The 25480-nt window shown below is 69.2% G+C and carries 23 protein-coding genes; 14 read left to right on the top strand and 9 right to left on the bottom strand.

The genetic code is table 11. The features are described from left to right. Positions 1 to 20: 20 nt before the first annotated feature. The 6 genes from dhaL to H507_RS0112315 all read right to left on the bottom strand — a co-directional run bounded on the left by dhaL (position 21) and on the right by H507_RS0112315 (position 6071). Positions 21 to 641, bottom strand: coding sequence for a dihydroxyacetone kinase subunit DhaL (dhaL, locus tag H507_RS0112340; RefSeq protein WP_022911008.1), 621 nt, complete (start codon positions 639 to 641; stop codon positions 21 to 23). Further along, positions 642 to 1640 (bottom strand): dihydroxyacetone kinase subunit DhaK, encoded by a 999-nt coding sequence (gene dhaK / locus H507_RS0112335; protein ID WP_022911007.1) that lies wholly within the window; start codon positions 1638 to 1640, stop codon positions 642 to 644. Between the two features lie 53 nt (positions 1641 to 1693). Continuing rightward, positions 1694 to 3358 carry an inositol monophosphatase family protein gene (locus H507_RS17470; protein ID WP_022911006.1) on the bottom strand — a complete coding sequence of 555 codons (1665 nt, stop codon included), beginning with the start codon at positions 3356 to 3358 and terminating at the stop codon, positions 1694 to 1696. A gap of 71 nt (positions 3359 to 3429) precedes the next feature. Then, positions 3430 to 4311, bottom strand: a complete 882-nt coding sequence (locus H507_RS18320) for a DUF4031 domain-containing protein (RefSeq protein ID WP_022911005.1) — start codon at positions 4309 to 4311, stop codon at positions 3430 to 3432. Positions 4312 to 4365: 54 nt separating this feature from the next. Then, positions 4366 to 5649, bottom strand: coding sequence for an MFS transporter (locus H507_RS0112320; RefSeq protein WP_022911004.1), 1284 nt, complete (start codon positions 5647 to 5649; stop codon positions 4366 to 4368). Beyond that, positions 5646 to 6071 (bottom strand): MarR family winged helix-turn-helix transcriptional regulator, encoded by a 426-nt coding sequence (locus H507_RS0112315; RefSeq protein ID WP_022911003.1) that lies wholly within the window; start codon positions 6069 to 6071, stop codon positions 5646 to 5648. The genes H507_RS0112320 and H507_RS0112315 overlap by 4 nt, the downstream gene beginning before the upstream one ends. 151 nt (positions 6072 to 6222) lie before the next feature. Here H507_RS0112315 and H507_RS0112310 point away from each other — a divergent pair, with 151 nt between their 5' ends. From H507_RS0112310 to H507_RS0112285, 6 genes are all read left to right on the top strand, one after another. Then, a complete protein-coding gene (locus H507_RS0112310; protein WP_022911002.1) occupies positions 6223 to 7386 on the top strand; it encodes an AMP-binding protein in 1164 nt (387 codons plus the stop codon). Positions 7387 to 7436: 50 nt separating this feature from the next. Beyond that, a complete protein-coding gene (locus H507_RS0112305) occupies positions 7437 to 8336 on the top strand; it encodes a 1,4-dihydroxy-2-naphthoate polyprenyltransferase (protein ID WP_022911001.1) in 900 nt (299 codons plus the stop codon). Positions 8337 to 8529: 193 nt separating this feature from the next. Further along, the gene (locus H507_RS0112300; protein ID WP_022911000.1) at positions 8530 to 9912 is read left to right on the top strand and encodes a hypothetical protein; all 1383 of its coding nucleotides are present in this window, start codon (positions 8530 to 8532) and stop codon (positions 9910 to 9912) included. A gap of 9 nt (positions 9913 to 9921) precedes the next feature. Beyond that, positions 9922 to 10935: an o-succinylbenzoate synthase gene (locus H507_RS16685; protein ID WP_022910999.1), complete on the top strand. Its 1014-nt coding sequence runs from the start codon at positions 9922 to 9924 to the stop codon at positions 10933 to 10935. Next, positions 10932 to 12521, top strand: a complete 1590-nt coding sequence (menD, locus tag H507_RS0112290) for a 2-succinyl-5-enolpyruvyl-6-hydroxy-3-cyclohexene-1-carboxylic-acid synthase (protein WP_022910998.1) — start codon at positions 10932 to 10934, stop codon at positions 12519 to 12521. Before H507_RS16685 ends, menD begins: the two co-directional genes overlap by 4 nt. A 120-nt stretch (positions 12522 to 12641) precedes the next feature. Beyond that, on the top strand, positions 12642 to 13388 hold the full coding sequence (locus H507_RS0112285; protein ID WP_022910997.1) for a ZIP family metal transporter: 747 nt from the start codon (positions 12642 to 12644) through the stop codon (positions 13386 to 13388). Positions 13389 to 13458: 70 nt separating this feature from the next. Here H507_RS0112285 and H507_RS0112280 read toward each other — a convergent pair whose 3' ends face one another. Both H507_RS0112280 and H507_RS0112275 read right to left on the bottom strand, forming a co-directional pair. After that, on the bottom strand, positions 13459 to 15129 hold the full coding sequence (locus H507_RS0112280) for a TM0106 family RecB-like putative nuclease (protein ID WP_022910996.1): 1671 nt from the start codon (positions 15127 to 15129) through the stop codon (positions 13459 to 13461). 13 nt (positions 15130 to 15142) lie between these two features. Continuing rightward, positions 15143 to 15838, bottom strand: a complete 696-nt coding sequence (locus H507_RS0112275; protein WP_026378168.1) for a demethylmenaquinone methyltransferase — start codon at positions 15836 to 15838, stop codon at positions 15143 to 15145. A 141-nt stretch (positions 15839 to 15979) separates the two neighbouring features. Here H507_RS0112275 and H507_RS0112270 point away from each other — a divergent pair, with 141 nt between their 5' ends. Further along, positions 15980 to 16633 (top strand): ABC transporter ATP-binding protein, encoded by a 654-nt coding sequence (locus H507_RS0112270; RefSeq protein ID WP_026378167.1) that lies wholly within the window; start codon positions 15980 to 15982, stop codon positions 16631 to 16633. Continuing rightward, positions 16630 to 18444, top strand: coding sequence for a DUF6297 family protein (locus tag H507_RS16680; protein ID WP_022910993.1), 1815 nt, complete (start codon positions 16630 to 16632; stop codon positions 18442 to 18444). Before H507_RS0112270 ends, H507_RS16680 begins: the two co-directional genes overlap by 4 nt. Before the next feature lie 16 nt (positions 18445 to 18460). On the opposite strand, the gene H507_RS0112260 is transcribed toward H507_RS16680, so the two are convergent. Then, the gene (locus H507_RS0112260; protein ID WP_022910992.1) at positions 18461 to 19705 is read right to left on the bottom strand and encodes an isochorismate synthase; all 1245 of its coding nucleotides are present in this window, start codon (positions 19703 to 19705) and stop codon (positions 18461 to 18463) included. Between the two features lie 212 nt (positions 19706 to 19917). Between H507_RS0112260 and H507_RS0112255 the strand changes: the two genes are divergently transcribed. From H507_RS0112255 to H507_RS0112230, 6 genes are all read left to right on the top strand, one after another. Continuing rightward, the gene (locus H507_RS0112255) at positions 19918 to 20574 is read left to right on the top strand and encodes a maleylpyruvate isomerase N-terminal domain-containing protein (RefSeq protein ID WP_051139818.1); all 657 of its coding nucleotides are present in this window, start codon (positions 19918 to 19920) and stop codon (positions 20572 to 20574) included. 336 nt (positions 20575 to 20910) lie between these two features. Beyond that, positions 20911 to 22269 carry a geranylgeranyl reductase family protein gene (locus tag H507_RS0112250; RefSeq protein ID WP_022910990.1) on the top strand — a complete coding sequence of 453 codons (1359 nt, stop codon included), beginning with the start codon at positions 20911 to 20913 and terminating at the stop codon, positions 22267 to 22269. A 52-nt stretch (positions 22270 to 22321) separates the two neighbouring features. After that, positions 22322 to 22681 carry an NADH-quinone oxidoreductase subunit A gene (locus H507_RS0112245; RefSeq protein WP_022910989.1) on the top strand — a complete coding sequence of 120 codons (360 nt, stop codon included), beginning with the start codon at positions 22322 to 22324 and terminating at the stop codon, positions 22679 to 22681. A gap of 27 nt (positions 22682 to 22708) precedes the next feature. Then, the gene (locus H507_RS0112240) at positions 22709 to 23266 is read left to right on the top strand and encodes a NuoB/complex I 20 kDa subunit family protein (RefSeq protein WP_022910988.1); all 558 of its coding nucleotides are present in this window, start codon (positions 22709 to 22711) and stop codon (positions 23264 to 23266) included. After that, positions 23263 to 24093, top strand: coding sequence for an NADH-quinone oxidoreductase subunit C (locus H507_RS0112235; RefSeq protein ID WP_022910987.1), 831 nt, complete (start codon positions 23263 to 23265; stop codon positions 24091 to 24093). Before H507_RS0112240 ends, H507_RS0112235 begins: the two co-directional genes overlap by 4 nt. After that, positions 24093 to 25475: an NADH-quinone oxidoreductase subunit D gene (locus H507_RS0112230; protein ID WP_022910986.1), complete on the top strand. Its 1383-nt coding sequence runs from the start codon at positions 24093 to 24095 to the stop codon at positions 25473 to 25475. The genes H507_RS0112235 and H507_RS0112230 overlap by 1 nt, the downstream gene beginning before the upstream one ends. Positions 25476 to 25480 lie beyond the last annotated feature (5 nt).

Here is a 25480-nt window from a genome sequence, read left to right as displayed (position 1 = left end):
CAAAACCCCCAGCACCGGGCTCAGTGCAGCGTGCGGGCGGCGCTCTCGATCAACAGCGCCACACTGGTCGCACCGGGATCCTGCACCCCCCGGGAGCGCTCGCCCAGATAGCTGGCCCGGCCCTTGCGGGCGATCAGCGGCACGGTCGCGTCGCGGCCGGCTGCGGCGGCCTCGGCTGCCTTGTGCAGCGCGTCCGCCAAGGAGTCGCCCCCGGCTATCGCCTCCTGGCAAGCCCGGACGGCCGGTGCGAGAGAGTCGATCATGGTCTTGTCGCCCTCTGAGGCCTTGCCACGGGCGACCACCCCGGCCAGCCCTGCCTCGAGACCCGCCGCGAACTCGGCCGGGGACATGTCAGGCCCCGTGGCCGCCGTCGCCAGCCTCAGGAAGAAGGTGCCGAACAACGGTCCGGACGCCCCACCCACCGTGCTGACCAAGGTCATGCCGGCGGCCTTCAACAGCGCCGCCGGTTCGGGGTACTGGCCCGGATCCAGGGCGGCCACCGCCGTCATGCCCCGTTCCATGTTCGACCCGTGATCGGCATCGCCGATCTGGCGGTCGAGGTCGGTCAGAAGGTTGGCGTTCTCGTGCACCAGAGCAGCGAAATCGGCCAACCAGGTGGCCACGGCGGCGGTGTCAGTCATTCAGGCTCCCCAACGAAGTCCCGGCGTGTTCACCGGTGCGTCCCACAGCTTCAGCAGATCGTCGTCCGCCTTCAGCACGGTCACGGAACAGCCTGCCATCTCCAGCGAGGTGATGTAGTTCCCGACGAGGTTGCGGACGATGGTGACGCCTCGGCTCTCGAGCAGCGCCTTCACCTCGGCGTAGACGATGTAGAGCTCGATCAGTGGGGTGCCACCCATGGCGTTGACCATCACGATGGCGTCGCCGGCGAAGTCGAGGTCGGCCAGGATCGGCTCGACCAGTTGCGCGGCCACCTCCTTGGCGCTGCCCAGCGGGAGTCGCTCGCGGCCCGGTTCGCCGTGGATGCCGATGCCGAGCTCCATCTCGCCCTCGCCGAGGTCGAAGGTGGGCTTGCCAGCCGCCGGAACCGTGCAGCTGGTCAGGGCCATGCCCATCGACCGGCCGGTGGCCACGACCTGCTGGGCGACCTTCAGGCAGGAGTCGAGGTCGCGTCCCTCCTCGGCGGCGGCTCCGACGATCTTCTCGAGCAGCACCGTCAGACCGACACCGCGGCGACCGGCGGTGTAGAGGGAGTCCTGCACGGCGACGTCGTCGTCGACGACGACAGCCGCCACCCGCACCCCCGATTCGGCATCGGCCAGTTCGGCGGCCATCTCGAAGTTCATGATGTCGCCGGTGTAGTTCTTGACGACGTGCAGCACCCCCGCACCGGCGTCGACGGCCGTGGTGGCGGCCATGATCTGGTCGGGTGTCGGTGAGGTGAAGACCTCACCGCAGACGGCGGCATCGAGCATGCCGATACCGACGAAACCCCCGTGCAGGGGTTCGTGGCCGGAGCCTCCGCCCGAGATGACGGCCACCTTGCCCTGGCGGGTGGGTTCGCGGCGCAGGATGACCCGGTGCTCATGGTCGACACGCACACGGTCAGCATGTGCGGCCTCCACTCCGAGCAGGGAATCGCGGACGACGGCGCCGGCGTCGTTGATGAGCTTCTTCATGGCCTCAGTCTGGCACCGAGCCCACCCCGACGGGTGGGGAAGTGAAGGAACCCTCAGCCGCCGATGGGCCCGTCGTCCGAGGCCTCGGCGAGGGCCCTCTCCCACAGGGGCCACAGCTTCTCGGCGGCACCCGGAGCGGCCACCAGCATGCCTCCGTGAGAGGGGAACAGTGAGTCGCCACCGTCGGAGTTGACGATGCGGGCTCCTGCCTCGGAGGCGATCAGCACCCCTGCCAGATGGTCGATGGCGTGGAACTCGTGCACCAACCCACCGATGCCTGACTGGCTGGCGATGCGGGTCATCGTCAGCGTGCCCGAACCCATCACCCTGGTGGTGACGTGCTCGTCGGCCAGACTGGCCAGGAAGGGTTGCATGCCGGGCCAGAACTCGTGGCCGGCCAGTTCGGTGAGCAGCGCCGTCCCGGCCAGCTGCCGCACCGCCCCGATCTGCAGGGGCTCACCGTTGCGCACGGCACCGAGTCCCCGCACCGCCAGGAAGATCTCACCCGACCACGGCTGGGCCACGACGGCGACGACGGGTTGGTCGTCCACCGCGAGGGCCAGGCTCATCGAGGTCCAGGGCAGGTGGTTGGCGAGGTTGGTGGTGCCGTCGACCGGGTCGAGGTACCAGGTCGGACGACCGGGTTGGGTCTGCCCGCCCAGCTCCTCGCCGACGACCAGGTGGTCGGGGAACTCGGCGGCGATGATGGCGCGCACACGCTCCTCGACGGCGACGTCGACGGCAGTCACGATGTCTGCGGCGTGCTTCTTGGTGGTGATCCGGCCCAGGGTGGCCGTGCGGGTGTGGGCGATGGTCCACTCGGCGATCTGTCTGGCCACGCACACCCAGCGGGCCACCTCGACGGTGAGCCCGGAAGCCCCGGCGAGCGCATCGGCGTCGGCCCAGGCCAGCGCCAGGGGGCTTGAACCGGCCACCATCAGGTTCTCGCCGGTGTTGACCGGCACCAGGCTTCGCAACACCCGCGGGCGGTTCGTGGTGATCTGGTCGACGCCCAGCGCCAGCAGCCAGGTCATCTCCTCGGCGGAGTCGACCGTCCACGTGGCGCAGCGCAGACCGAGCTGGTGGATCTCGGTGACGAGGTCGCGGGTGAGCAGGGTCCACTCGACGTTGACGGTGTCCGGGCGCTGTCGTCGCAGCAGGTCATGGTCGAGCGCCCCTCCCAAGTGGTTGTGCGCGAGCGTGGCCGATGGGTCGAGTTCTCGGATCCGCCGCATGGCCTGCGCGTCACCACACCACTCGATGGCCACCGTGCCCCGCCCCGCCGTGGTCTGCCCCGTCGTGCCGTTCCCCGGCTCCGTCTCCTTCACCGTGTGCGGGTGGTCACGCAGCACCCGCCAGGCGACCTCGGCGTCATCGGCATCGACGGTGTCGACCAGCACCGTGGGTCGTCCGAAACCGGGGCGTGGTGACGTGGCCGCCACCAGGTCGATGGTCTCGGCCAGGGTGGGGATGCGAATGGGTCCGACGCCCAGTTCCCGGATCTCGGCCAGCGTCTGCTCGCCGACTGGCCTGGCCCGACCCCACAGTCGCAAGGTCGTGGGGTCGTGGAGCACGATGCTGACCCCGTCGGACGTGGTGCGCACGTCGAGTTCGATCACGTCCACCCCCGCCTCGATCGCCGCGGCGAAGGCATCGAGGGTGTTCTCGCGAGCCGACTCCGGATCGCCTCGGTGGCCGACGACGCGGCAGACATTCATGGGCACGGGTTGCTCCTGGGTGGTGGGCGTTCAGGTTGTGGCAGTTCTGTGGTGGGCGGGTGAGGGTGTGGTCAGTCGTGCAGCAGGAAGTCGAGTTCCCCGGTCAGGTTCGACCGCGCCTGGGCCTCCCACAGTTCGAGTCCCCGGTCGGTGTGGAAGATGCGTTCGGACTCGAGGAATCCCTGCAGCACCTGGGCACGTCCGCGGCGGAAGGCGGCGTCGTCGACGTGGGCGTACTCCATCCGGATGGCCCGGGCGTACATCCAGTACCGTCCCTCGGGTCCAGCCAGGGTCGACAGGTCGGCATCGCTGAGCGCCTGACCCGCCTCGTCGTGCCGGCTTGGTGCGTGGGTGATCGTCAGTCGGACGAGTCTGGCCACCTCGGCGACCGTGCTGGTGGGCACCAATCCGGCCAGGGCATGCTCGGCCCAGGCGGCGCTGGCCTCCTCGTCCTGCACCGGGATGCCGTCGTAGATGGCGTCGTGGAACCAGGTGGCCAGCTGCAGTTCGGGGGTGGCGGCCCCCAGTTCGTCGAGCGCCGCCAGCATCATCCACAGGTGGCGGGGGTCGTGGTAGTGGCGGCCCGGTGCCGACCAGGCGTCGACCAGCCGATCACCGAGGGCCGGATCGGAGGGCACCAGGTTCGTCCACTGGTACCTCAACGGTTCGACCAGGCTGCCAGCCGGTGGCAACTTGTCGGGACGACGGACCCGCAGTCCCGACCCGGAGAGCCGCGCGACGAGTTCGCGGGAGGAGATGTGCTGGGCCCCTGCGTCGACCAACCGGTCGAAGTGGTGCTCGGCGACGTCGAAGTGGTCGTGGTCGAAGGCCCGGATGTCGAGGGCGTTGGCGCGGGCGAAGCGGTGCAGTGCCGTCAGGGAGTGATCGCTGACGAGGTGCCCGAAGACCGTGCCGTGGGCCGGCCAGCGGGGGGTGTCGATCAGGATCGCCATGGGTCCATTCTTGCCACACATCCGCGGATCACGGTCTCCGGCCAACGCCCGCGGTCACCGTCCGAGTTGAACGTCCTCGGTGACCTGGCCGCGCACCAACCGGAGCCACGGGGCCCGCTTGTTGCGGTCGACCACCACCGACAACTGGTCGGTGCGCATGATCCACATGGTCACCAGCACGAACGTGATCCCGATCGGGATGCCCTGCACCGCCACCGTCCAGCGGGGGCCGAAGGTGTCCCCGATCCAGCCGATCACCGGGCTGACGAACGGCACACCGCCCAGGATCACGGCACCCCACAGGCTCATCACCCGTCCGCGCATGGCGGGCTCCGTGCTCATCTGCACCAGCGAGTTGGCCGTGATGATGCAGGTGATCGAGGTGAAACCGACCCCCACCAGCAGGGCCGCGAACGACCAGTAGTTGGGAGCGATCGCCGAGATGCACATCACGATGGCGAACCCGGCCATCGCCTCGAGCACGTAGCGCAGTCGGGGCCGCGGGCGACGGGCCGAGGCCAGGGCGCCAGTCAGGGCGCCGAGTCCCATCCAGGAGCCCAACATGCCGTACTCGCTGGGGCCCTTGCCGAACGCCTCGGTTGCCATCACCGCATTGGAGATCGCACCGTTGAAGCCGAAGGTGCCGAACATGAACGCGATGAACAACAACACCTTGAGGTCAGCGCGTTCGCGGACATAGCGCACCCCCTCGATCAGTCCCCCCTTGCCCTTGGCGCGAGCGGGGTGGAGTTCGGCCCGGTTGAGGCTCGACAACGACACGATCAGAGCGGCGAAGCTGAGCACGTTGAGGGCGAGCACCGGGCCGGTGTCGATGGCGGCGATCAGCACCCCGGCGATACCGGGGCCCAGCAGGCGGGCACCGTTGAAGCTCGCCGAGTTGAGGCTGATCGCGTTCGGCAGCATCGACAACGGCACCACCTCACTGACGAAGGCCTGCCGGGCCGGCCCGTCGAACGCCGCAGCGGTGCCGTCCAGACCGGCCAACAGGAACACGTGCCACAACTGCACGTGCCCAGTCAGCACCAGTGTCGACAGCGCGATCGCGTCGATGGCCATCATCGAGGCGGCCGCGTTCATGATCGTCCGCTTGCTGACCCGGTCGGCGATCGACCCTGCGATGGGCGCCAGCAACAGGGTCGGCGCGAAGCTGAGCGTGGTCAGCCAACCCAACATGCTGGCGTTGCCGCCGGTGAGGGTCACCAGCACCAGCCAGGCCTGGGCGGTGCGGGCCATCCACTGGCCGATGTTGGAGGTGGTGAGACCGATGAAGTAGCGCTTGTAGTTGCGGTTGGACAGGCTCGCGAACGTGACGCTCATCGACTGTCGTCCTCCAGAAGGCGGTTGAGGATGAGGGTGGCTTCGTACAGGACTTTCTGCTCCTGCGGGGTGCAGCTGCGCACGCGTTCGACCATCCAGTGGTCCCGGCTGCGGCGGCCGTCGTGGAGTTCACGCAGGCCGGCCTCGGTGAGGGTGAGGATGCGTGAGCGGCGGTCGTCCGGGTCGGTGGTGCGTGAGACGAGACCGCGGTCCTCGAGTTCCTTCAGGGTGCGGCTCATGCTCGGGGCCGACACGTGCTCCCGCTCGGCGAGTTCCGTCGCCGTCTTCACCCCCCGGTCGAGGGCGGCCAACACGGTGAACCAGTGCGGGGGGATGCGGGTCGCCTGCAGCCGCACGCGTCGGGTGATGCGCATGCAGGCGGCGCGTAGGTCGTGGGCGATGGTGGAGGTGGCAGGAAGCACGGCCGAGGTCCCGGGGGTACGTCCCACGACCAGCGGCGGCGGGGTGCGCGACGCAGGCGTGAGGAGCAATGTTTACGTGGGCTAACCATATCCCCCCAACTCGCCGGGACTAGGCTGCCCAGCATGATTGGACCAGCATGATTGGACCAGCATGACCGGGACGATCCGGGTGTGCCGGCCCGAAGAGTTGCCACGGCTGATCGATCGCGCCCTCGACGAGGAGGAATGGCTGGTCCCGCTCGACCCCGGTCACCACGGTGGGGCAACTGCGCGGCTCGACTGGCTCGCCCCCGATCGTCCCGAGACGAGCGCCGGCGGTGGAGTCATCGTCACGACCTCGGGTTCGACCGGGGCTCCCAAGGGTGTCTGTCTTCCCGGATCCGCTCTCCGGGCGGGTGGCCTGGCCACCCAACAGGTCGTCGGCCCGGCCGACTGGGTGTGCGCCCTTCCGCTGCAGTACGTCGCCGGACTGATGACGCTGGTCAGGGCGAGGATCGCCGGTCATCGGTTCACGGAGGTCGACGCGTCGTTGTCGGGCCTGGCCGAGGTGGTGGCGGGACGGCCCGCGGCCCTGTCGGTGGTCGCCACCCAACTGCACCGCGCCGTCGCGCTCGCCGACGAGGGGGTGTTCGAGGTGGTGCGCAGCATGGCTTCGTGTCGGATGGTGCTGGTGGGCGGTTCGGCGGTCGAGGCAGGCCTGTTGGCACGCGCCCGCGGCATGGGCATCAAGGCCGTGACCACCTACGGCATGAGCGAGACCGCCGGAGGCTGCGTCTACGACGGCTCACCGCTGCCCGGGGTGGGCATCCACCTGCTGGGGCTGCACGAGTTCCCCGGTGTGCTCGGCAGTGGCGACGCTCCTGAGATCGATGAGGGACGGATCGCCATCAGCGGGCCGATGCTCTTCTCGGGCTACCGGAACCGGCCCGACCTGACCGCCGAGACGTTGGTCGACGGTCGAGTGGTCACCCAGGACCGGGGACGCTGGCGCCAGGGCCGGCTGCGGGTGCTGGGCCGCTACGACGACGTCATCATCTCCGGCGGGGTCAACGTCGACCTCGCCGAGGTGCAGCAGGCTGTCGAGCGGGTCGCGCCGGGCCGCGCTGCCGTGGTGGCGGCCCCCGATCCCGAGTGGGGGGCCAGCGTCTGCCTCGTCGTCGAGGGGGATGAGCCACTGGGGTGGTGGCGCGGCCAACTGCGGGACGAGGGGCTCCAGGCCCCCGCGCTGCCCAAGCGGCTGGCCCGCGTCGACACGCTGCCCCGCACCGTTTCTGGGAAGATCGACCGGCAAGGTCTGCGCGTCCACTTCGGTTGACGGCCCCGCCCGGGGTCGGTGGAGCGCGGCCGCTGACCAGGAGTGAGTGCATGGCCACGTTCAGCCAATGGGTGGAGGGCGCTCGTCCACGGACCCTGCCAGCCGCCACCGCACCCGTGATGGCGGGCACGGCCACCGCCTTGTTCTCCCTCGACCGGGGATCGTTCGGGGGTCGCGAGTGGCTGGTGGTGCTCCTCTGCTTCGTCGTCGCGCTCGCCCTGCAGGTGGGGGTGAACTACGCCAATGACTACTCCGACGGTGTCCGCGGCACCGATGACGACCGGGTGGGCCCGATGAGGCTGGTGGGGTCGAGGGCCGCTCGCGCACGGGAGGTCAAGGCGGCCGCCTTCGCCTGCTTCGGGGTGGGCGCGCTGGCGGGTCTCGGGCTCGTGCTGGTGACCCACCACTGGTGGCTGGTGGCAGTCGGGGTGGCGTGCATCCTCGCGGCCTGGTTCTACACCGGTGGCAGTCACCCGTACGGGTACGCGGGGCTCGGGGAGTTGATGGTCTTCATCTTCTTCGGACTGGTTGCGGTGGGCGGCACCCACTACCTGCTGACCGGCACCATCGACGCGGCGGCGGTGATCGCAGCGGTGGCCATCGGAGCACTCGCCTGCGCCCTGCTGGTGGCCAACAACCTGCGCGACATCGTCGGCGACCGCGAAGTCGGCAAACGGACCCTGGCCACGCGCCTCGGCGACGCCTCCACGCGCCGTTTCTACCTCCTGCTCGCCGTGGTGGCCGCCCTGGGATGTGTGGCCGTCTCGGTGCTCACCAGCGTCTGGTTGCTGGCTGGCCTGGTGTGTCTGGTGGGGCTGGTGCCGGCCCTGCGCCGGGTCCGCGGCGGTGCGCTGGGGCGTGACCTGATCCCCGTGCTGAAATTCACCGGTCAGGCCGAACTGTTGCTCGGCATCGGACTCGTGCTCGGCGCCGTCCTCGCCCGCTGGTGACCCCACCAGTCCTTGGTTCGACGGGAGAGGGGGCCGGGGAAGGGGCAGGTCACGGGAGGGTGACGAACTGGCACCCCGCTTGAGCGCCGCCCCTGGTCAGTGGTGAAGTGGGAGCACGCTTCGGCTCGGGCTGATGCAGTTGGCAGGAGTCGTCCGAGCGAGTCAGTCCGGCCTTCCAAGAAACGGAGCTCCCGTGAATCCCAGGCTCAAGACCCGGCACAAGGTGCTGATCGCATCGGCGGCTGCGACCGCCGGCGTGGTCGCCCTCGCCGGGAGCATCGACCAGGGATCGTTGGCCAGGACCCTGCTGCCGACCCCGGGGAGCCGTCGGTTGCCCGCCGGACTGGCCGGTGACGTGAAGTACCTGCGCCGCGCCGTCCGCCGCCTGGAACTGGGGGCGACCCGCCAGGAATGGCTCGCGTTCTCGGAGGTGCTGGCGACCCGCCCGTCCGGCAGCGTCGACGACCTCACGCTGACCACCTCGGAGGCGCTGGCCCAGTTCCACAACGCGGCCACCAGCCTGTTGACCACCAGCGCCCATCGCCTGCCGGTGCGTTTCAGCTGGATGGCGGACGACCTGGTGGTGGTGAAGGCCCGGCCCGAGCACGCCGAGCTGGTCGGGCAACGCGTGCTCAGGATCGGTGGTGGCCAACCCCACGACGTGTGGCCCGGGTTCGTCCGATTCATCGGTGGCGGGACCCGCGCCTGGCAGCGCAACCGAAGCGCCTGGTTCTTCACGGTGCCAGCGGCACTGCAGCGGATCGGGCAACTCACCGACCAACGGGTCCCGGTCCGCCTCGAGACCGAGGCCGTCGATGGCACCGTCACGGTGACCCACCTCACCGCAGATGTCGAGGCCCTCCCCGGCGGTCCGCTCGCCGACTTCCGTGACCGCTTCCCCGGTGACGCGGGGCTGGGCACCCGCGGCTGGGTGACCGCCCTCGACCAGTTGGACGAGGAAAGGCTGCCGGTCTCCCAGCGCCGACTCAACGACCTGGTCTGGCACACCCGGCTGGGCGACGCCAGCTACATCCGGCTGCTCAGCAGCGCCGACGGTCGCGACCCCTCGTCCCAGGTGGTCGAGCGGGCGGTCGCCGATCTGGCCGACGACGAACCCTCCCGGTACGTGGTCGACGTGCGCTACGCCGCCGGCGGTGACTACCGCGCCGTGCTGCCGTTGGTGCGGGCGGTCGCCGAGCGTGCCCGCACCCTGAGCGTGCCAATTCGTGTCGTGATCGGCCCCAACACCGTCGGGGGAGGGTTGATCGCCGCCAGCCAGGTGCTGGCCCATGCCCCCGAGCGCACCCTGTTGGTGGGCAATGAGGTCGGCGACGAGTTGAAGTTCCGTGGTCAGGGACGACTGGTGGTGTTGCCCCGCTCAGGGCTGACGGTGCAGCTGTGCCATGACTGGCACGACCTCTCCCACGACGCTGGGCTGTGGGGTGACGTGTGGTTGCCCGACAAGTTCCTGCTGCAGGGGGTGGGGCAGTTCCGCCCCGACGTGGCGGTGCAGAACACGTGGCGGGACTACCTGGCCGGAACCGACCGCATGCTCGACGCCGCCCTCACCAGCTGACCCGGCGCCGTGACGACGACAGCTTGGCTGGAGGCGACAGCCACCGAGATCCACTCCTACGGGATCGACCTGCGGATGCGCTTCCGCGGCATCCAGCGACGAGAGGGGCTGGTGCTCCGCGGCCCCGCAGGATGGGGCGAGTTCAGCCCCTTCCTCGACTACTCGGGCAGCGAGCTGGTGGGCTGGTGGCTGGCCTGCGAGGAGGCCTGCACGCAGGGCTTCCCGGCGCCCGTGCGCACCAGGGTCGCGGTGAACAGCACGGTGCCGGTGATCCCCCCCGACCAGGCCCAGCGGTGGGTGCTCGCCCAGGGCTGTCGGACGGCGAAGGTGAAGGTGGCCGATCCGCGATCCGACCTGTCCAGTGACCATGATCGACTCGCCGCCGTGAGGGAGGCATTGGGTGCCGACGGCCGGGTGCGGATCGACGCCAACGGTGCCTGGAGCGTGGACGAGGCCGTCGAGGCCATCACCCGCTTCCGTTCCATCGGGCTGGAGTACGTGGAGCAGCCCTGTGCGACCACAGAGGAGTTGGCCAGTCTGCGCGTTCGTCTGGCGCGGGCGGGAATCGACGTGCCGATCGCAGCCGACGAGTCAATCCGCCGCTCCGGTGACCCCGAACGGGTGGTGGCCCTCGAAGCGGCCGACATCGCCGTGCTCAAGGTGCAGCCACTGGGTGGGGTGCGGCGCTGCCTCGAGTTGGCCGAACGGCTCGGACTGCCGGTCGTGGTGTCGAGCGCACTGGAGACATCGCTGGGACTGCGGATGGGCATCGCCCTGGCTGCTGCGCTCCCGGAATTGCCCTACGACTGCGGACTGAACACGTCGACCCTGCTCACCTCAGACCTCGTGGACGAACCGCTGGTCGCCGTCGGGGGCGCCATCGAGGTGCGCGAGGTGTCGGCCGATGAGGTGCTGCTCGGGCGGCACGCGCCATCGCAGGAGCGCGAGCGCTGGTGGCTCGAGCGGCTGGCGACGACCCGACGACTGGCCGAGGCCGGCGCTCGTGGGACAGTGGGCCAGTGAACGCACCCCTGCTGGCTCGCACCGTCGTGCAGACCCTGATCGCTGCTGGAGTGCGCGAGGTGGTGCTGAGTCCCGGGTCGCGCAACGCCGGTCTCGCGCTGGCCCTCGCCACGGCCCACGAGGCCGGACGACTGCGTCTGCACGTGCGCGTGGACGAACGCTCCGCCGGGTTCCTCGCACTCGGTCTGGCCAAGGCCAGCGGGGGGCTGGTGGGTGTGGTCACCACCTCGGGCACTGCCGTGGCCAACCTGCACCCTGCGGTCGCCGAGGCCCACCACTCGGGGCTGTCCCTGGTCGTCATGTCAGCCGATCGTCCCTTGTCGTTGCGTGATTCGGGGTCGAACCAGACGACCCGGCAGGTGGGCCTCTTCGGGCCCCACGTGCTCGACAGCGTCGACCTGGCCGACGAGTCGGGCCGCCCGCAGACCTGGCGGGGGCAACTCGTCCGTGCGCTCACCCTGGCGGCGGGGACCCGCACCCGCGAGCCCCGGCCGGTGCACGTCAACCTTGGCCTGGCCACCCCGTTGGTCGATCCCTCCCTGATGGAGTCCCGGTGGCTGGACGAGACGCCCGCACCACGATCGGTGGCAGCGGCGCGCCCAGCCGAGCCGACCATGATCAATCCCGGACCTCGCACCGTCGTGGTGGCCGGCGACGCCACCCCCCAGCACGGACGGGCCGCCCGCGCCTTCGCCGAGCAACTGGGGGTGCCGCTGCTGGCCGAGCCTTCGTCCAATGCGCGCAGCGGGGGGTTCGCCGTCGGTCGGGTGGCCGACCTGTTGACGAGCGACCTGGTCGGCGACATCGAACGGGTCATCGTGTTCGGCCATCCCACCCTGTCGCGCCCCATGACGCGGCTGTTGGGCCGCTCGGACTGCGAAGTGATCATGGTCTCCGACCGGGCCAGCTGGGTCGACCCGGGCTGGGCCGCGACCTCGGTGGTCGACGCGGTGATCGCCGGGGGCACCGCTGATTCAGCCTGGCTGCGGCGGTGGCTCGACCACCCCGCCGACGTCGAGGCGCCCGATGACGGGTGGACGTCGAGGTCGGTGACGGAGCGGGTGCTGTTGTCGGTCACCCCGGGGGAGGCGCTCGTGCTGGGTTCCTCGGCTCCCATCCGTTGGGCTGACGGCGCTCCCGTGCCCAACGAAGGGCCCATCGTGTTCGCCAACCGGGGTCTGGCGGGCATTGACGGCACCCTGTCGACCGCGCTCGGCACCCGCTTGGTCACCGGTCTGCGCACCACCGTGCTGCTCGGTGACCTGACGACGGTCCATGACCTGACGGCGGTGGTGGGCGGCGACCTCGAGCAGGAGCCGGGCATTCGGGTGGTGGTCGTCGATGACCACGGAGGAGCGATCTTCGCCGGTCTCGAACAGGGAGCAGAGGTCTACGGCCGCCACTTCGCTCGGGTCTTCGGCACCCCCCAGCGGGTCGACCTGGTCGCCGCGGCGAGCGGGTTGGGCGCCGATGCTCGCGCGGTTCGTTCGCTCGGCGAACTGGACGAGGCGCTCGCCTCCCCCCACCCCGAGCACGGCTGGCAGGTCATCGTCGCCCGACTCACGGGTACCGCGCCGGTCGAGTAGGTAGCCTCGTGCTGGATCTCAACGACGAGGTCAAGGAGGGCGAGGGCAAGCCTGCGTGGAGCGAGGAGCCGGCCACCGAGCGGTCGCGCACAGGACGAGCGGGAATTTCCGGGAGGCATCATGTGGTGGGCGTTGTTCTGGGGAGCGGTCGCCGGCGGAGCCGTGCTGCTCGGTGCAGTGCTGGGGGTGTACGTGAAGGGATCGCCACGCCTCATCGGAGGCGTGATGGCCTTCGGCTCCGGCGTGCTGATCAGTGCCCTGGCCTTCTCCCTGACTGCTGAGGCGTTCGACAAAGGCGGCTACCTCGCCGTGACGATCGGACTGGCGCTCGGGGCGGGGGCCTTCTTCCTGGGAAGCGTCATCCTGGAGCGGCACGGCGCCCACGATCGCAAACGCTCCGGAGGGCAGCGAGGCGTCCGCCAGAAGGGCGCGAGCGACAACAAGGGAATGATGCTGGCGCTGGGAGCGCTTCTCGACGGCATCCCTGAATCCGCAGCGATAGGCATCAGCCTGCTCGGCGGTGGTTCCGTTGGCGTTCCCGTGGTCGCCGCCGTATTCCTGTCGAACATTCCCGAGGGCTGGTCGTCGTCGGCCGGCATGCGCAAGAACGGGCGCTCGGTGCGCTACATCTTGCTCCTCTGGCTCGCGGTCACCGTGGCTTCAGCCATCTCGGCACTCCTGGGCTTCGTGCTCCTCGCCCAGGCTCCTGACGTCGTCGTCGGCGCCGTCGAGGCGTTCGCGGCCGGGGCGGTCATCACCATGCTCGCGGACACCATGATGCCGGAGGCCTTCGAGCGCGGGGGAGCGACAAGCGGTCTGCTCACGGCGCTCGGTTTCATCCTCTCCTTCTTTCTCAGCCAGTTCTGACGGGCTCTGCCCCAGCACCTCGTCGGGCCGCGCGCGGACCATCTGTTCCAGGCTGCGACCCGAGGGAGCGTCAGTTCCGCCGCAACCACTCCCGGACGGCGAAGGTGGCGCGCACGTCGTCCTCGTTGTACTCGAGCAGTCGGGTGGCCGCGGCACTCCGGACGGCCTCCGTCGCACCGTTGACGGCCTCGTCGAACCATGTCTGCGAGGCGAGGCCAGAGGGATCGACATCGCGCCACGAGAACCCGGGTCCCTCGGCGGCGACCACCTTCAGTCCCAGCCCCTGCGCACCGAACCAGTGGTCACGCACGGTGGTGAACAGGTCGGTGAACAGGGCGTGGTTGGCGGCCAGCGACAAGACACCGGCGTCCTTGGTCATGCCCCCAACCTTGGCGAGGTGCACCAGTTCGTAGTCGGAGTAGTGGTAGACCATGGCGTCCCGGCCGGCGCAGAGGTCGACCAGCCACGCCGCCGCCTGCTTGGCGAGGTCGCCTTCGGTCTGGTCCTCGAGCATTGCGAACTCGGCGAAGGCCTGGTAGTACACCTCACCGCTGGCCCGGTCGTGCACCAGGAATCCCCACAGGTAGATCCGGTCGTCGCGGCTGGTCTCGATGTCGAAGTCGACCTCCAACTCGTGCTCGGGCAACCGCACGGGGATGTCGTTGATCCGATCGAGGGTGACCCCGTCGGCGATCAACCGTGCCCGGCGCTTGGCCAGTTCCAGTCGTCCCGCCCCGCCCGGACGATGCTGCACCTCGGGCAGGTAGCGGGGCATCAGGTCGTCCAGATCGATGCTGACCAAGTCCTGCACCGTGGCCACGCCGAGCTTGCGCAGGGCACCGATCTCGCGCACGTCAAGGGGCGACTTGAGGATCTGCGCGCTGAGGTCGTCGTCGTCGAGGGCGGGCGCACACACCGACCACCACTGACACGAGTTGCACTCGCGGGTCACGATCGGTTGCACCATCAGCCGGCTCGCCGGCGAGGTGTGCTCGCTGGCCATCTGGGCGACCTTCAGGCGGAAGCCGAACTCGTGGTCGTAGCGTTCGATGGCCGAGCGACGCTTCCAGCCCGTCTGGGCGGTGCGCGAGAACGTGCGGAAGGCCTTGTGGATCAGGCTCAGCCAGACCACGCCCCGGTCGTCGTCGAACAGGTCGAGTCGATCCGTGCCGATCAGGGCCCCGACCGGCGGCCCGGGGGAGACCCATTCGATCTCCTCGAGCAGGCGCCAGAAGTGGGCCAACTGCAGGGCATCGGACTCACGACCACTACGGAAGCTGAGTTCGGGCACCACGGCAGAGGTGCGGGCAGGGTCGCCCAGCCGAGAGACCCACACCCACGGCTCCGCCATCTTCTGGCGTTCGAGCACCAGGTGTTTCTTGATCCGCAGCGGAAGGTACCCGGGACGACCGTCCTCGCGGTCGGCGTCACGCACCAAGGCCTCGGGGCTTCCCTTGCGGTGCCCCTCCAACGACCAGGGGAGCCGGGGTCCCAGGATGACGGGAGCGCCTGCCGCCACCGCCTCACGGGTCAGCTGCAGGGCATCGGGGTGGTCGCGCAGGTCGACCGCTCCCGGCACCCCTGCCAGAATCGGGTGGATCTCGTCCTTGAACAGGTTGGCCCCCGCGAAACGCTCCTGCGCGGAGGCGTCGTCGACTGGCGCGTCAGGGGACAGCGGGTCGTACTCGTGCTGCGTCTTGACCGGGCAACTCTGCGCCGCGTACGGCCCCAGCAGGATCATCGGCGGCCCACGTTCAGTCGGCCCAGGCGCGATGCAGGGCGACGATGCCCCCTGAGAGGTTCATCCATCCCGGTGCCCGCCACCCCGCCTCGTCGATCAGGTCGGCCAGCCCCTGCTGGTCCGGCCAGGCGCGGATGGACTCGGCCAGGTAGTCGTAGGCGGCCGGGTTGCTGGCGAACCTTCGCCCGATCGGGAAGACCGTCGACAGATAGGTCTCGTACAGCCGGCGGAAACCGCGGTTGACCGGGGTCGAGAACTCGCAGATCAGCAGACGCCCACCCGGCCGGGTCACCCGCTTCATCTCCCGCAGGGCACCGACCGTGTCCTCGACATTGCGCAGGCCGAAGCTGATGGTGACGGCGTCGAAGGAGTCGTCAGCCCAGGGCAGTTGCAGTGCATCCCCGGCGACGAACGTGAGCTCGGGGTGACGGCGGTGGCCCTCCGCGAGCATGCCGAGCGAGAGGTCGGTGCAGTAGACGCCAGCCCCGCGGTCGGCGATCGGCGCGGACGACGCCCCGGTGCCCGCCGCCAGGTCGAGGACACGCTCACCCGCACGAGGTTCGAGGGCCTCGACGACCTCGTGGCGCCAGTTGGTGTCGACCCCCATGGTCAACATGCGGTTGAGCAGGTCATATCGCTGCGCCACCCCGTCGAACATCGCGCTCACGTCGGCGCGCCGTTTGGACAGGTCAGCTCGAATCTCCACCACGGCCACCACTGTGGCACACCCCTACGACAGGATTCGACCCGGTGGCGTCAGATCGCGCCGTGCGTCGTGGCGAGCCGGAGGCGGTCCGTCGTCCACAGGCTGGCCGGGCCTGGGTCGGGGGCCCGACAAAACCCTTCTACGATGGATGCCATGGCAGCCCGCACCGTCGTCCTCAAGGTGACGAACCTCTCCAAGTCCTACGGACCCAGCGTCATCGTCGAGAACTTCTCCCTCGAAGTACGTGAGGGTGAGGCGGTGGCCCTCACCGGACGAAACGGCGCGGGCAAGTCGACCGTGCTGCGCTGTCTGGTGGGCGCCGACCGCCCCACCGAGGGCACCGTCGAGGTGCTCGGCGAGAAGGTGAGTGAGTCCAACGTCGACATCCGCCGCAACGTCGCCACCGTCATCGACGACCTCGACTTCTTCCCCGACCTGTCAGTGGTCGAACACCTCGACCTGTTGGCGCGAGCCCACGGGCTCGACGACGCCGATGCGTTGGTCGACGAGGTGCTCGAGGAGGTGCAGTTGGTGCCGCAGTCGGGCCAGCTCCCGGGCACCCTGTCGTCCGGGCAGCGCCGCCGCCTCGCACTGGCCACCGCCATGGTTCGCCCCCGCAAGCTGCTGGTGCTCGACGAGCCCGAGCAGCGACTCGACGTCGAGGGCATCCGTTGGCTGGGTGAGCGACTGCGCGCCGAGAAGGAGCGCGGACTGGCCATCGTGCTGGCCTCACACGAACCGTCGCTGGTCGAGGCCCTCGGCTGCCGCATCGTCCAGCTCGGAGGTGCCCGCGGATGAGCCGCCTCAGTCGCAAGAAGTCCGGGCCCAAGGCCACCGCCCCCAAGGCGGGTCAGGCCAGCGAACCCGTGGTGGTGCTCGCGGAGCAGCCGGAAGCCCTGCCCGAACCCGCTCGCCTGGTGGTGCAGCAGGACGTGAACTCCCTGCACCAGCACCAGGTCGACGAGCGACAACTCCAACTGCTGATCAAGGACTGGCGCCGCGGACGAGCCACCCGCAGCGTCGGCCAGATGCTCTCGGACGCCTACGTCGCCCTCTTCTCCGTCGCCGTCATCGCGGCGATGATGATCAGCTCGCTGATCCGGGCCCAGTCCTTGGCCGCCGACTGCTCCGCCGACTCGTGCGGTGCCGCCCGCGGCCTGCTCCCGTGGGCTGCCCTGGCCGGGGTGCTGGGTCTGGCCCTGGGTGCGGCCCGCATGTTCGGCCCGGTCCTGGCCTCTGCCGCCGAGGGATTCTGGCTGATGGAGGCGCCGCTGCGCCGCTCGAAACTGCTGGCCGCACGCCTGCTCGCCGCCATCCTGCTGGCCCTGGTCGGCGGAGCCGCCGTGGGTGCCCTCACCAGCACGCTGACCGGTTCGTCCGGTGACGCCGTGATCGCCTGGACGGTGGCCACCGGGTTGGGCGCAGCAGGTCTGACCGCCATGGCCGCGGCCGAGCAGGGCGCCGAACGCACCTGGATCGTGAAGACAATCCAGGCCATCGTGTCGCTGGTCGGCCTGACCGCGTTGCTGCTGGTGGTGGCGACCGCCTCGGGGTGGATCGACCTGGGCCTCACCGACAACCTCGCCGTCGAACTCGCCGCGATCGTCGCCGCCGCAGGGCTGCTGCTGGCGGTCGGCGCGGGCATCATCGCCCGCACTCGTCTCGACCGCATCCGCCGCTCCCGACTCACGTCCGGTGGTTCGCTGATCAGCGGTATGCAGGGGGCCATGTTCGCCATGGACTTCGGGCTGATGCGCGACATCCTGGTCGAGCGTGAAGCCGTCGACCGGGGGCACGTCCGACCCACCCGCGGACGAGGCACCGGGCTCACCGCCCTGGTGCTGCGCGACGTGCAGCGGATCATCCGCTTCCCGAAGCCCTGGGTGCTGCTCGCGGCCTCGGTGGTCGTCCCCTATTCCGTGCAGGCGCTGGGGCTGGGACGACTGGTCGTCCCGATCGCCGCCATCGTGTTGATGGCTGCGCTCATCCCCTTCTTCACCTCACTTCGCATCCTGTCGCGCACCAAGGGTCTGGCCCGCGCGTTCCCGTTCACCACGGCCCAGATCCGCACCGCCACCTGTGTGGTGCCGGGCGTGCTGGCCCTGGTGTGGGGGATCGCGGTGACCCCTGCATTCGTGGGTGTTGGCGGCACGTCCATGGTCGGCAAGACCCCCGTCGACGCCGCCATGTGGGCCCTCGTCACCGGTTTCGCCGGCATGCTCGCCGCGATGCGCTGGCAGTCGGCCAAGTCGGCGAACTACCAGGCACCGATGGTGGCCACCAGCATGGGGGCCATGCCGCCCGGACTGATGTTCAACCTGGTGCGCGGATTCGACATGGTGGCGCTGATGAGCGTGCCGGCCGTGTTCGGCTGGACGCCGTGGATCTCGGTGGTGCTGGGCATCATCATCTTCAGCTTCCTGCGCGTGGGCGGTATCGACCCCGAAGAGATGCGTGAACTGCAGGAACAGCAGAAGAAGCAGTTGAACGAGTCCCGGCTGGGTCAGGCCGCAGGCAACCCGGCGCCCGGCAAGGGCGCATCGTCCAAGCCGGCTGGCAAGGCCACGACACCCGCCGGTCAGAAGATCAGGATCAAGCGCGGGGAGTGAGGCTGACTGCTTCCGGTCAGCCGGAGAGGGCGTCGCGCATCGGGCGGAACTTGGCGATCGTCTCGGCGAGTTCCTCGGCCGGGTTGGAGTCGCTCATGATGCCCGCCCCGGCATAGATCTGGATCTCGTTGGGCGTGGCCTGGTGGATCTGCCCCGAACGCAGCGCCAACGCCCACTCACCGTCGCCGGCGGTGTCGATCCAGCCGACCGGGCCGGCGTAGCGTCCACGATCGAGGGTCTCGAGTTCGTTGATCAGGTCGAGGGCCACGTGGGTGGGCGACCCGCAGACCGCAGCCGAGGGGTGCACCGCCGCCGCCAGCGCCAGGGCCGTCACGTTGTCGACCACCGCGCCCGTGATGTCGGTCGCCAGGTGCAGCACGTTCGGCAACTCGAGGATCGAGGGGGCCTCGGGCACGTTCATTCCCGAGCAGAACGGGGCGAGTCGCTCTGCCACCGAGCGCACCGCGTACTCGTGCTCGCGCAGGTTCTTGCTGGACGAGCGCAGTGCCTCCGCCAACCGTGAGGCCTCGTCGTCGGTGCCCCGTCGGATGGTGCCGGCGAGCACCCGTGAGGTCGCCAGCCCACCCCGGCGGCGCACCAGCATCTCGGGGGTGGCTCCCAGCAGGCCGTCCAGCAGGAAGGTCCAGGTGTTGGCGTAGCTGATGGTGAGTCGCTCGACGACCCAGCGAGGGTCGATGGGGCCACTCGCCCGGGCGATCAGGTCTCGGGCGAGCACGATCTTCTCGAGTTCGCCCCGGTTGAGCATCTTGACGGCCTCGCCGACCATCAGTTCCCAGTCGACGCCCGACATCGCCCCGTCCGACCACGACAGCTCGCCTGGGGCCTCGGGGGCCGGCTGCCGCTCGGGTGGATCGTCCACCAGGCGCCCGTAGCCCAGCCGTGTGTACCAACTCTGGCCGTCCCGGCGGCCGATGACCACCTCGGGAACGACCAGCACGGAGGGCTCGTTCGAGTGGTCGGGATCGAAGGCGAATGACCCGAGCGCGACCGGTCCGGTGCCGTACTGGCCGTACAGCTCGGTCTCGTGCTCGATGGTGGCTGAGAACTCCGTCCACCAGATGTCGGCTGCGTCGAGGGAATCGGTGGCGAACCTCGCCACCTCGCCGATGCCCACGATCCCGTCGCCCTTGCGCAGGAAGGCGGACGCGCCGTCCCGGGGCAGGTAGGTCTCGAGCGGTCCCGGGTCGGGGATGGCCACGGTACGGGCCCGCAGCCGCGCGGAACCGGGATTGAGGATCACCCTCGCAGCCTAGCCAACAGGCCTCGGGAGGTAGGGACGACCGGCTGGATTGACCCGGCTGGATTGACACAGGGCGCCGTGATGAACCCCCCCTTGGACGACGGTGGACGAGCCATCCGGCAGCCGCCCGGAGGGCAGCGGAATGGCCGTCCCGGCTTCGCCTGCGGCGGGCTGCCATGACACGCTGGGACCAACGCGACAAGGAGGCCGTGATGACGCAGCTGGACGCCAACCTGGCGATCTTCGAAGAGGCGGGGCGCATGTTCGCCGACCTGATCGAGGACCTCGACGAGGATCAGCTGGCTCGGCCAGCCACCGACGAGTGGACGGTGCGCGACCTGGTGGGCCACACCACCCGGGCCCTCACGACCGTCGATGCCTACCTGGACGAGCGGGCCGATCACCCCGACCACCACACGCCCAGCGGGTACTACCACCAGGCGATCCAGACGATCGACAACGCCTCCATCGCCGAACGCGGACGCGAGGCCGGCCAGGCGCTGGGGGACCAGCCTGCGGTCTTCGTGCGCGACCTGCTGGAGCGTGTTCTCGACCGGCTCGAGGCGTTGACCGACGAAGGTGACGGCGACCATCGCGTCGACCCGGTGATCGTCACCCGCGGGGGCTCGATGCACCTGTCGGCCTACCTGCCCACGCGCACCCTCGAACTCGTGCTGCACTGCCTCGACCTGGCCCGCGCGCTGGGTTGCGACCTGATGGTTCCGGTCGACCCGATGCGCCAGACCATCCAGGTGCTCTCGGAACTGGTGCTGCTCGACGGCCACGGGGCCAGCTTGGCGCGGGCACTGTCGGGGCGGGGGAGCCTGCCCGAGGGCTACTCGGTGTTCGCGGGCATCCGCGCCCGCTGAAGCCACGGCGCTCGCGGTCGCGTCCGCCGGCTGACGGCGGGCCTGTGGTGTGAGGCAGTCGCCTGACCAACGCGTCATCCAGCGACGCCTCCCAAGGTCCACGCACGAGCCTCATTGCGGGTCGGGGCCGTGTGGGCCGGCCCTCAAGCGCTCATTAACGCAACCCTGCGATTGCCTAAATCAGAACCGTCGTGGCTTGTCAGCCCGCAGTCTCATGGGGGTGAACGCTGGTTTAGCGCGGTTCGGCAATTCGGCCTAGAGTAAGGCTCGAACCGGGCGGCCCAGGGGTCGCTCGCACTGCTGAGTGGGTGCTGCGAGGCACCCGTGGGAGAAGCGATGAGTGACGCACAGGCCGCCAGCCCGGCAGCCCCTGCACCCACCTCCCTCCCCGAAACCCCCAGCCAGTCACCAGACTCCACCTCGGCCAGCTCGCGCAAGCCGCGGTCCTGCGATGCCATCGTCGTCGGGGGAGGGCCCGCCGGAGCGGCCACCGCCGCCCACCTGGCCCGTCGGGGCCTCGACGTGGTGCTGCTCGAGAAGGCCAGCTACCCCCGCGACAAGATCTGCGGCGACGGCCTCACCCCTCGCGCGGTCAAGCAACTCGTCAACCTGGGCATCGACACCTCCGAGGAGAACGGCTGGCACCGCAACCGTGGCCTGCGGGTCTACGGCGGTCGGGTCGAACCCTTCGACATGCCCTGGCCCGAACTGAAGGACTTCCCCAACTACGGACTCGTCCGCCGCCGGGAGGACTTCGACGCACTGCTGGCGGCGCACGCCGTCGCGCTGGGCGCACACCTGTTCACGGGTGCCCAGGTGACCGCCCCGATCATCGACGAGACCAGCAACCGCATCGTCGGCGTCACCACCAAGGACGGCCGAGAGTTCCGCGCCCCGGTCGTGGTCGCCGCTGACGGGGTCTCGAGCCGCCTGTCCGTGGCCATGGGCATCACCAAGCGCGAGGACCGGCCCATGGGCGTCGCGGTGCGTGCCTACTTCGAGTGCGAGCGCGGCAACGGCGACTGGATGGAGTCGTGGCTCGAACTGTGGGACGGGAAGCCCCACTCCTCGAACCTGCTGCCCGGCTACGGCTGGGCCTTCCCGACGGGGGAGGGGATCGCGAACGTCGGCCTCGGCATGCTCGACACCTCGCCCGCGTTCGCCAAGACCGACTACCGCGAACTGATGCGCACCTGGCTGTCCGCCTGCCCGCCCGAGTGGGGCTTCACCGACGAGAACCTGCGCGGACCGATCCGAGGTGCGGCCCTGCCGATGGGGTTCAACCGCCAGCCCGCCTATGACCGCGGCCTGCTGCTGGTCGGCGACTCCGGCGGCATGGTGAACCCGTTCAACGGTGAGGGCATCGACTACGCGCTGGAGGCGGCGGCACTGGCGGCCGAGGCGATCAGCGAGGCCCGCTCCCGCGGTTTCGGCACACCGAACGCCGAACTGGCACTGCGTGGCTACGTCACCCACCTCAAGTCCGACATGGGCGGCTACTTCCGGCTCGGGACGATCTTCGCCAAGCTGATCGGCCACCCCGAGATCATGAAGCTGTGCGTGCGCCACGGGCTGCCCCGCAAGAACCTGATGAGGTTGGTGCACAAACTGCTCGCCAACCTCACCGACGAACACGACGGCGATGTGATGGACAAGACCATCAACGCCCTGCGCAGAATGGCGCCATCGGCATGATCGCGCCCACCAGCTCAGTTGACCAACACCCGTTCGGCCCAGGAGGGGACTCGTGAACGCCTACATCCCGATCATCGGACTTGCCGCCCTGGCGGCGCTGTTCATCATCGTGTCGATCATCCTGTCGATCAACGTGGGTCCCCAGCGCTACAACCGGGCCAAGTACGACTCCTACGAGTGCGGCATCCAGCCCACCCCCCAGCCCGTCGGCGGCGGACGCTTCCCGGTGAAGTACTACATCACCGCCATGTTGTTCATCGTCTTCGACATCGAGATCGTGTTCCTCTACCCGTGGGCCGTCTCGTTCAACCGTCTCGGCCTGTTCGCGGTCGTCGAGATGGTGCTGTTCATCGTGACCGTGTTCGTCGCCTACTTCTACGTCCTCCGCCGCGGCGGCCTGGACTGGGACTGAGCGGGCGGGCAAGAGAGGAACTGAGTCATGGGTATTGAAGAGAAGCTTCCCAGCGGAGTGCTGTTGACCTCGGTCGAGGCGATCGCCGGCTGGATGCGCCAGGCCTCGTTCTGGCCCGCCACGATGGGTCTCGCCTGTTGTGCCATCGAGATGATGGCCTTCGGCACCCCCCGATTCGACTCCGGCCGCTGGGGCCAGGAGGTCTTCCGCGCCTCACCCCGCCAGGCCGACCTGCTGATCGTCTCGGGACGTGTCTCGCAGAAGATGGCACCTGTCATCCGTCAGGTCTACGACCAGATGCCCAACCCCAAGTGGGTGATCGCGATGGGCGTGTGCGCCAGTTCGGGTGGCATGTTCAACAACTACGCCATCGTGCAGGGTTGCGACCATTTCCTTCCCGTCGACATCTACCTGCCCGGCTGCCCGCCTCGTCCCGACATGTTGATCGACGCGGTCTTCAAGCTCAGGGAGCAGCGGGTCTCGAAGCTGCCGATCGGCGCCGACATGCAGCAGGCCATCGACGACCGCGAGCAGGCGGCCCTCGTGGCACCCGCCACCCATGAGATGAAGGGCCTCATGCGATGACCGACCAGAACCCCCCCTCCCAGAACCCCCCCTCCCAGAACCCCTCAGCACAGAACCCCTCAGGCCAGAACGGGGGAAACCTGAACACGGGCCAGCAGAACCCGGTCCAGCAGGTGCCCGACGAGCTGACCGCCAGCGAGGCGGAACTCACCCCCACCACCCCCGGCGGTGTCACCACCGCGCAGACCCAGGTGCTCGGTATCCGCACGGGCATGTGGGGCAGCAAGGGAGGCTCGGGTGACACCTCGGGCTACGGCGGCATCTCACGCACCAAGCAGATGCCGGGACTGACCGATCGTCCCTACGGTGGCTGGTTCGACGAGGTCGCCGACCGCATCGAGGAACTCGTGCCCGGTTTCGGTACCGGCCGGGTGTACGTGCACCGCGACGAGATCACCTTCTTCGTGCGGCCCGACCGTTTCGTCGAGGTGCTGAAGGTGCTGCGGGACGACGCCCAACTGCGCTTCGAGGTCTGTGTCTCGGTCTCCGGTGTGCACTACCCGGGATCGGTCGGTGAGGAACTGCACGTGGTCTACGAGTTCCTCTCGATCACCCACAACCGGCGCATCCGCATCGAGCTGACCTGCACCGACGAGAACCCGCACCTGCCCAGCGCCGTGGCGGTCTACCCCCACACCGACTGGCACGAGCGCGAGACCTGGGACATGTTCGGCGTGATCTTCGACGGTCACCCCGCCCTCACCCGCATCCTGATGCCGGACGACTGGCAGGGCCACCCCCAGCGCAAGGACTACCCGCTGGGCGGCGTCCCGGTGGAGTACAAGGGCGCGGTCGTGCCGCCCCCGGACGATCGGAGGAGCTACTGATGAGCACCAACACTGCCGGCCAGTCCGCCTCGTCGGCGAACCCGACCGCCTCGCAGCCCGACGCGTTCGGCGCCCAGGAGGGTGTCGTCGACAACGTCTACCTAAGCCAGGGAGGCGACTGGGACGACATCGTCTCCAGCCAGGCCGAGCGTGGCGACGAGACCATCGTGGTGAACATGGGTCCCCAGCACCCCTCCACCCACGGCGTGCTCCGTCTGATCATGGAGATGGACGGGGAGACGTGCACGTCGATCCGTCCGGGTATCGGCTTCCTGCACACCGGTATCGAGAAGAACATGGAGTTCAAGACCTGGACCCAGGGAGTCACCTACGTGACCCGCATGGACTACGTCGCGCCCCTGTTCAACGAGGCCGTCTACTGCCTCGCCGTCGAGAAGCTGCTCGGCATCACCGACGACATCCCCCAGCGCGCCAATGAGATCCGGGTGCTGGTGATGGAGCTCAACCGCATCGCCTCGCACCTGGTGGCCATCGGCACCGGCGGCATGGAGATCGGCGCACTCACGGTCATGACCATCGGCTTCCGTGAGCGCGAGATGATCCTCGACTTCCTCGAGGCGGTCTCCGGCCTGCGCATGAACCACGCCTACATCCGCCCCGGTGGTGTCGCCAACGACCTGCCCGAAGGTGGCCTCGACCAGTTGCGCAACGTGATCGCGTGGCTCGACAAGCACCTGCCCGAGTACGACGCCTTCTGCAATGAGAACCCCATCTTCAAGGGACGCATGCAGAACGTCGCGAACGCCGACCTGGCCACCTGCATGGCCATGGGCATGTCGGGTCCGGTACTGCGCGCCGTCGGTCTGCCGCACGACCTGCGCAAGTCGCAGCCCTACTGCGGCTACGAGACCTACGACTTCGAGGTGCACACCTGGAACACCGGCGACGCCTACGGCCGGTTCCGCGTTCGCCTCGCCGAGATGTACGAGTCGCTCAAGATCGTCAAGCAGTGCGCCGACCGGCTGGAGAAGTCGACCGGACAACCGGTGATGGTGGCCGACGCCAAGATCGCCTGGCCGGCCCAGCTGACCGTCGGACCCGACGGCCAGGGCAACTCGAACGAGCACATCAAGCACATCATGGGCGAGTCGATGGAAGCACTGATCCATCACTTCAAGCTCGTCACCGAGGGCTTCTCCGTGCCGATCGGGCAGGTCTACCAGGCCATCGAGTCGCCCAAGGGTGAACTCGGCTGCCACGTGGTCTCCGACGGCGGTACCCGTCCCTACCGGGTGCACTTCCGTGACCCCGGGTTCAACCACCTCCAGTCCGTTCCCGTGCTCTGCGAGGGCGCGATGATGTCGGACGTCGTGGTGGCCATCGCCTCGCTGGACCCGGTGCTGGGAGGTGTCGACCGATGAACGAC

Source organism: Aestuariimicrobium kwangyangense DSM 21549 (genome assembly GCF_000421525.1).
Classification (GTDB): Bacteria; Actinomycetota; Actinomycetes; order Propionibacteriales; family Propionibacteriaceae; genus Aestuariimicrobium; species Aestuariimicrobium kwangyangense.
This window is presented reverse-complemented; position numbering and strand designations above follow the sequence as displayed.

Bases quoted from the DNA above. Each gene is read 5' to 3' on its own strand.
- H507_RS0112270 (WP_026378167.1), top strand. From the start codon at position 15,980: ATGGATGCCATGGCAGCCCGCACCGTCGTCCTCAAGGTGACGAACCTC.
- H507_RS0112280 (WP_022910996.1), bottom strand. From the start codon at position 15,129: ATGATCCTGCTGGGGCCGTACGCGGCGCAGAGTTGCCCGGTCAAGACG.
- dhaK (WP_022911007.1), bottom strand. From the start codon at position 1,640: ATGAAGAAGCTCATCAACGACGCCGGCGCCGTCGTCCGCGATTCCCTG.
- H507_RS16680 (WP_022910993.1), top strand. From the start codon at position 16,630: ATGAGCCGCCTCAGTCGCAAGAAGTCCGGGCCCAAGGCCACCGCCCCC.
- H507_RS0112235 (WP_022910987.1), top strand. From the start codon at position 23,263: ATGACCGACCAGAACCCCCCCTCCCAGAACCCCCCCTCCCAGAACCCC.
- H507_RS17470 (WP_022911006.1), bottom strand. From the start codon at position 3,358: ATGAATGTCTGCCGCGTCGTCGGCCACCGAGGCGATCCGGAGTCGGCT.
- H507_RS0112250 (WP_022910990.1), top strand. From the start codon at position 20,911: ATGAGTGACGCACAGGCCGCCAGCCCGGCAGCCCCTGCACCCACCTCC.
- H507_RS0112240 (WP_022910988.1), top strand. From the start codon at position 22,709: ATGGGTATTGAAGAGAAGCTTCCCAGCGGAGTGCTGTTGACCTCGGTC.
- H507_RS0112320 (WP_022911004.1), bottom strand. From the start codon at position 5,649: ATGAGCGTCACGTTCGCGAGCCTGTCCAACCGCAACTACAAGCGCTAC.
- H507_RS0112255 (WP_051139818.1), top strand. From the start codon at position 19,918: ATGACGCAGCTGGACGCCAACCTGGCGATCTTCGAAGAGGCGGGGCGC.
- H507_RS0112305 (WP_022911001.1), top strand. From the start codon at position 7,437: ATGGCCACGTTCAGCCAATGGGTGGAGGGCGCTCGTCCACGGACCCTG.
- dhaL (WP_022911008.1), bottom strand. From the start codon at position 641: ATGACTGACACCGCCGCCGTGGCCACCTGGTTGGCCGATTTCGCTGCT.
- H507_RS18320 (WP_022911005.1), bottom strand. From the start codon at position 4,311: ATGGCGATCCTGATCGACACCCCCCGCTGGCCGGCCCACGGCACGGTC.
- H507_RS0112310 (WP_022911002.1), top strand. From the start codon at position 6,223: ATGACCGGGACGATCCGGGTGTGCCGGCCCGAAGAGTTGCCACGGCTG.
- H507_RS0112230 (WP_022910986.1), top strand. From the start codon at position 24,093: ATGAGCACCAACACTGCCGGCCAGTCCGCCTCGTCGGCGAACCCGACC.
- H507_RS0112285 (WP_022910997.1), top strand. From the start codon at position 12,642: ATGTGGTGGGCGTTGTTCTGGGGAGCGGTCGCCGGCGGAGCCGTGCTG.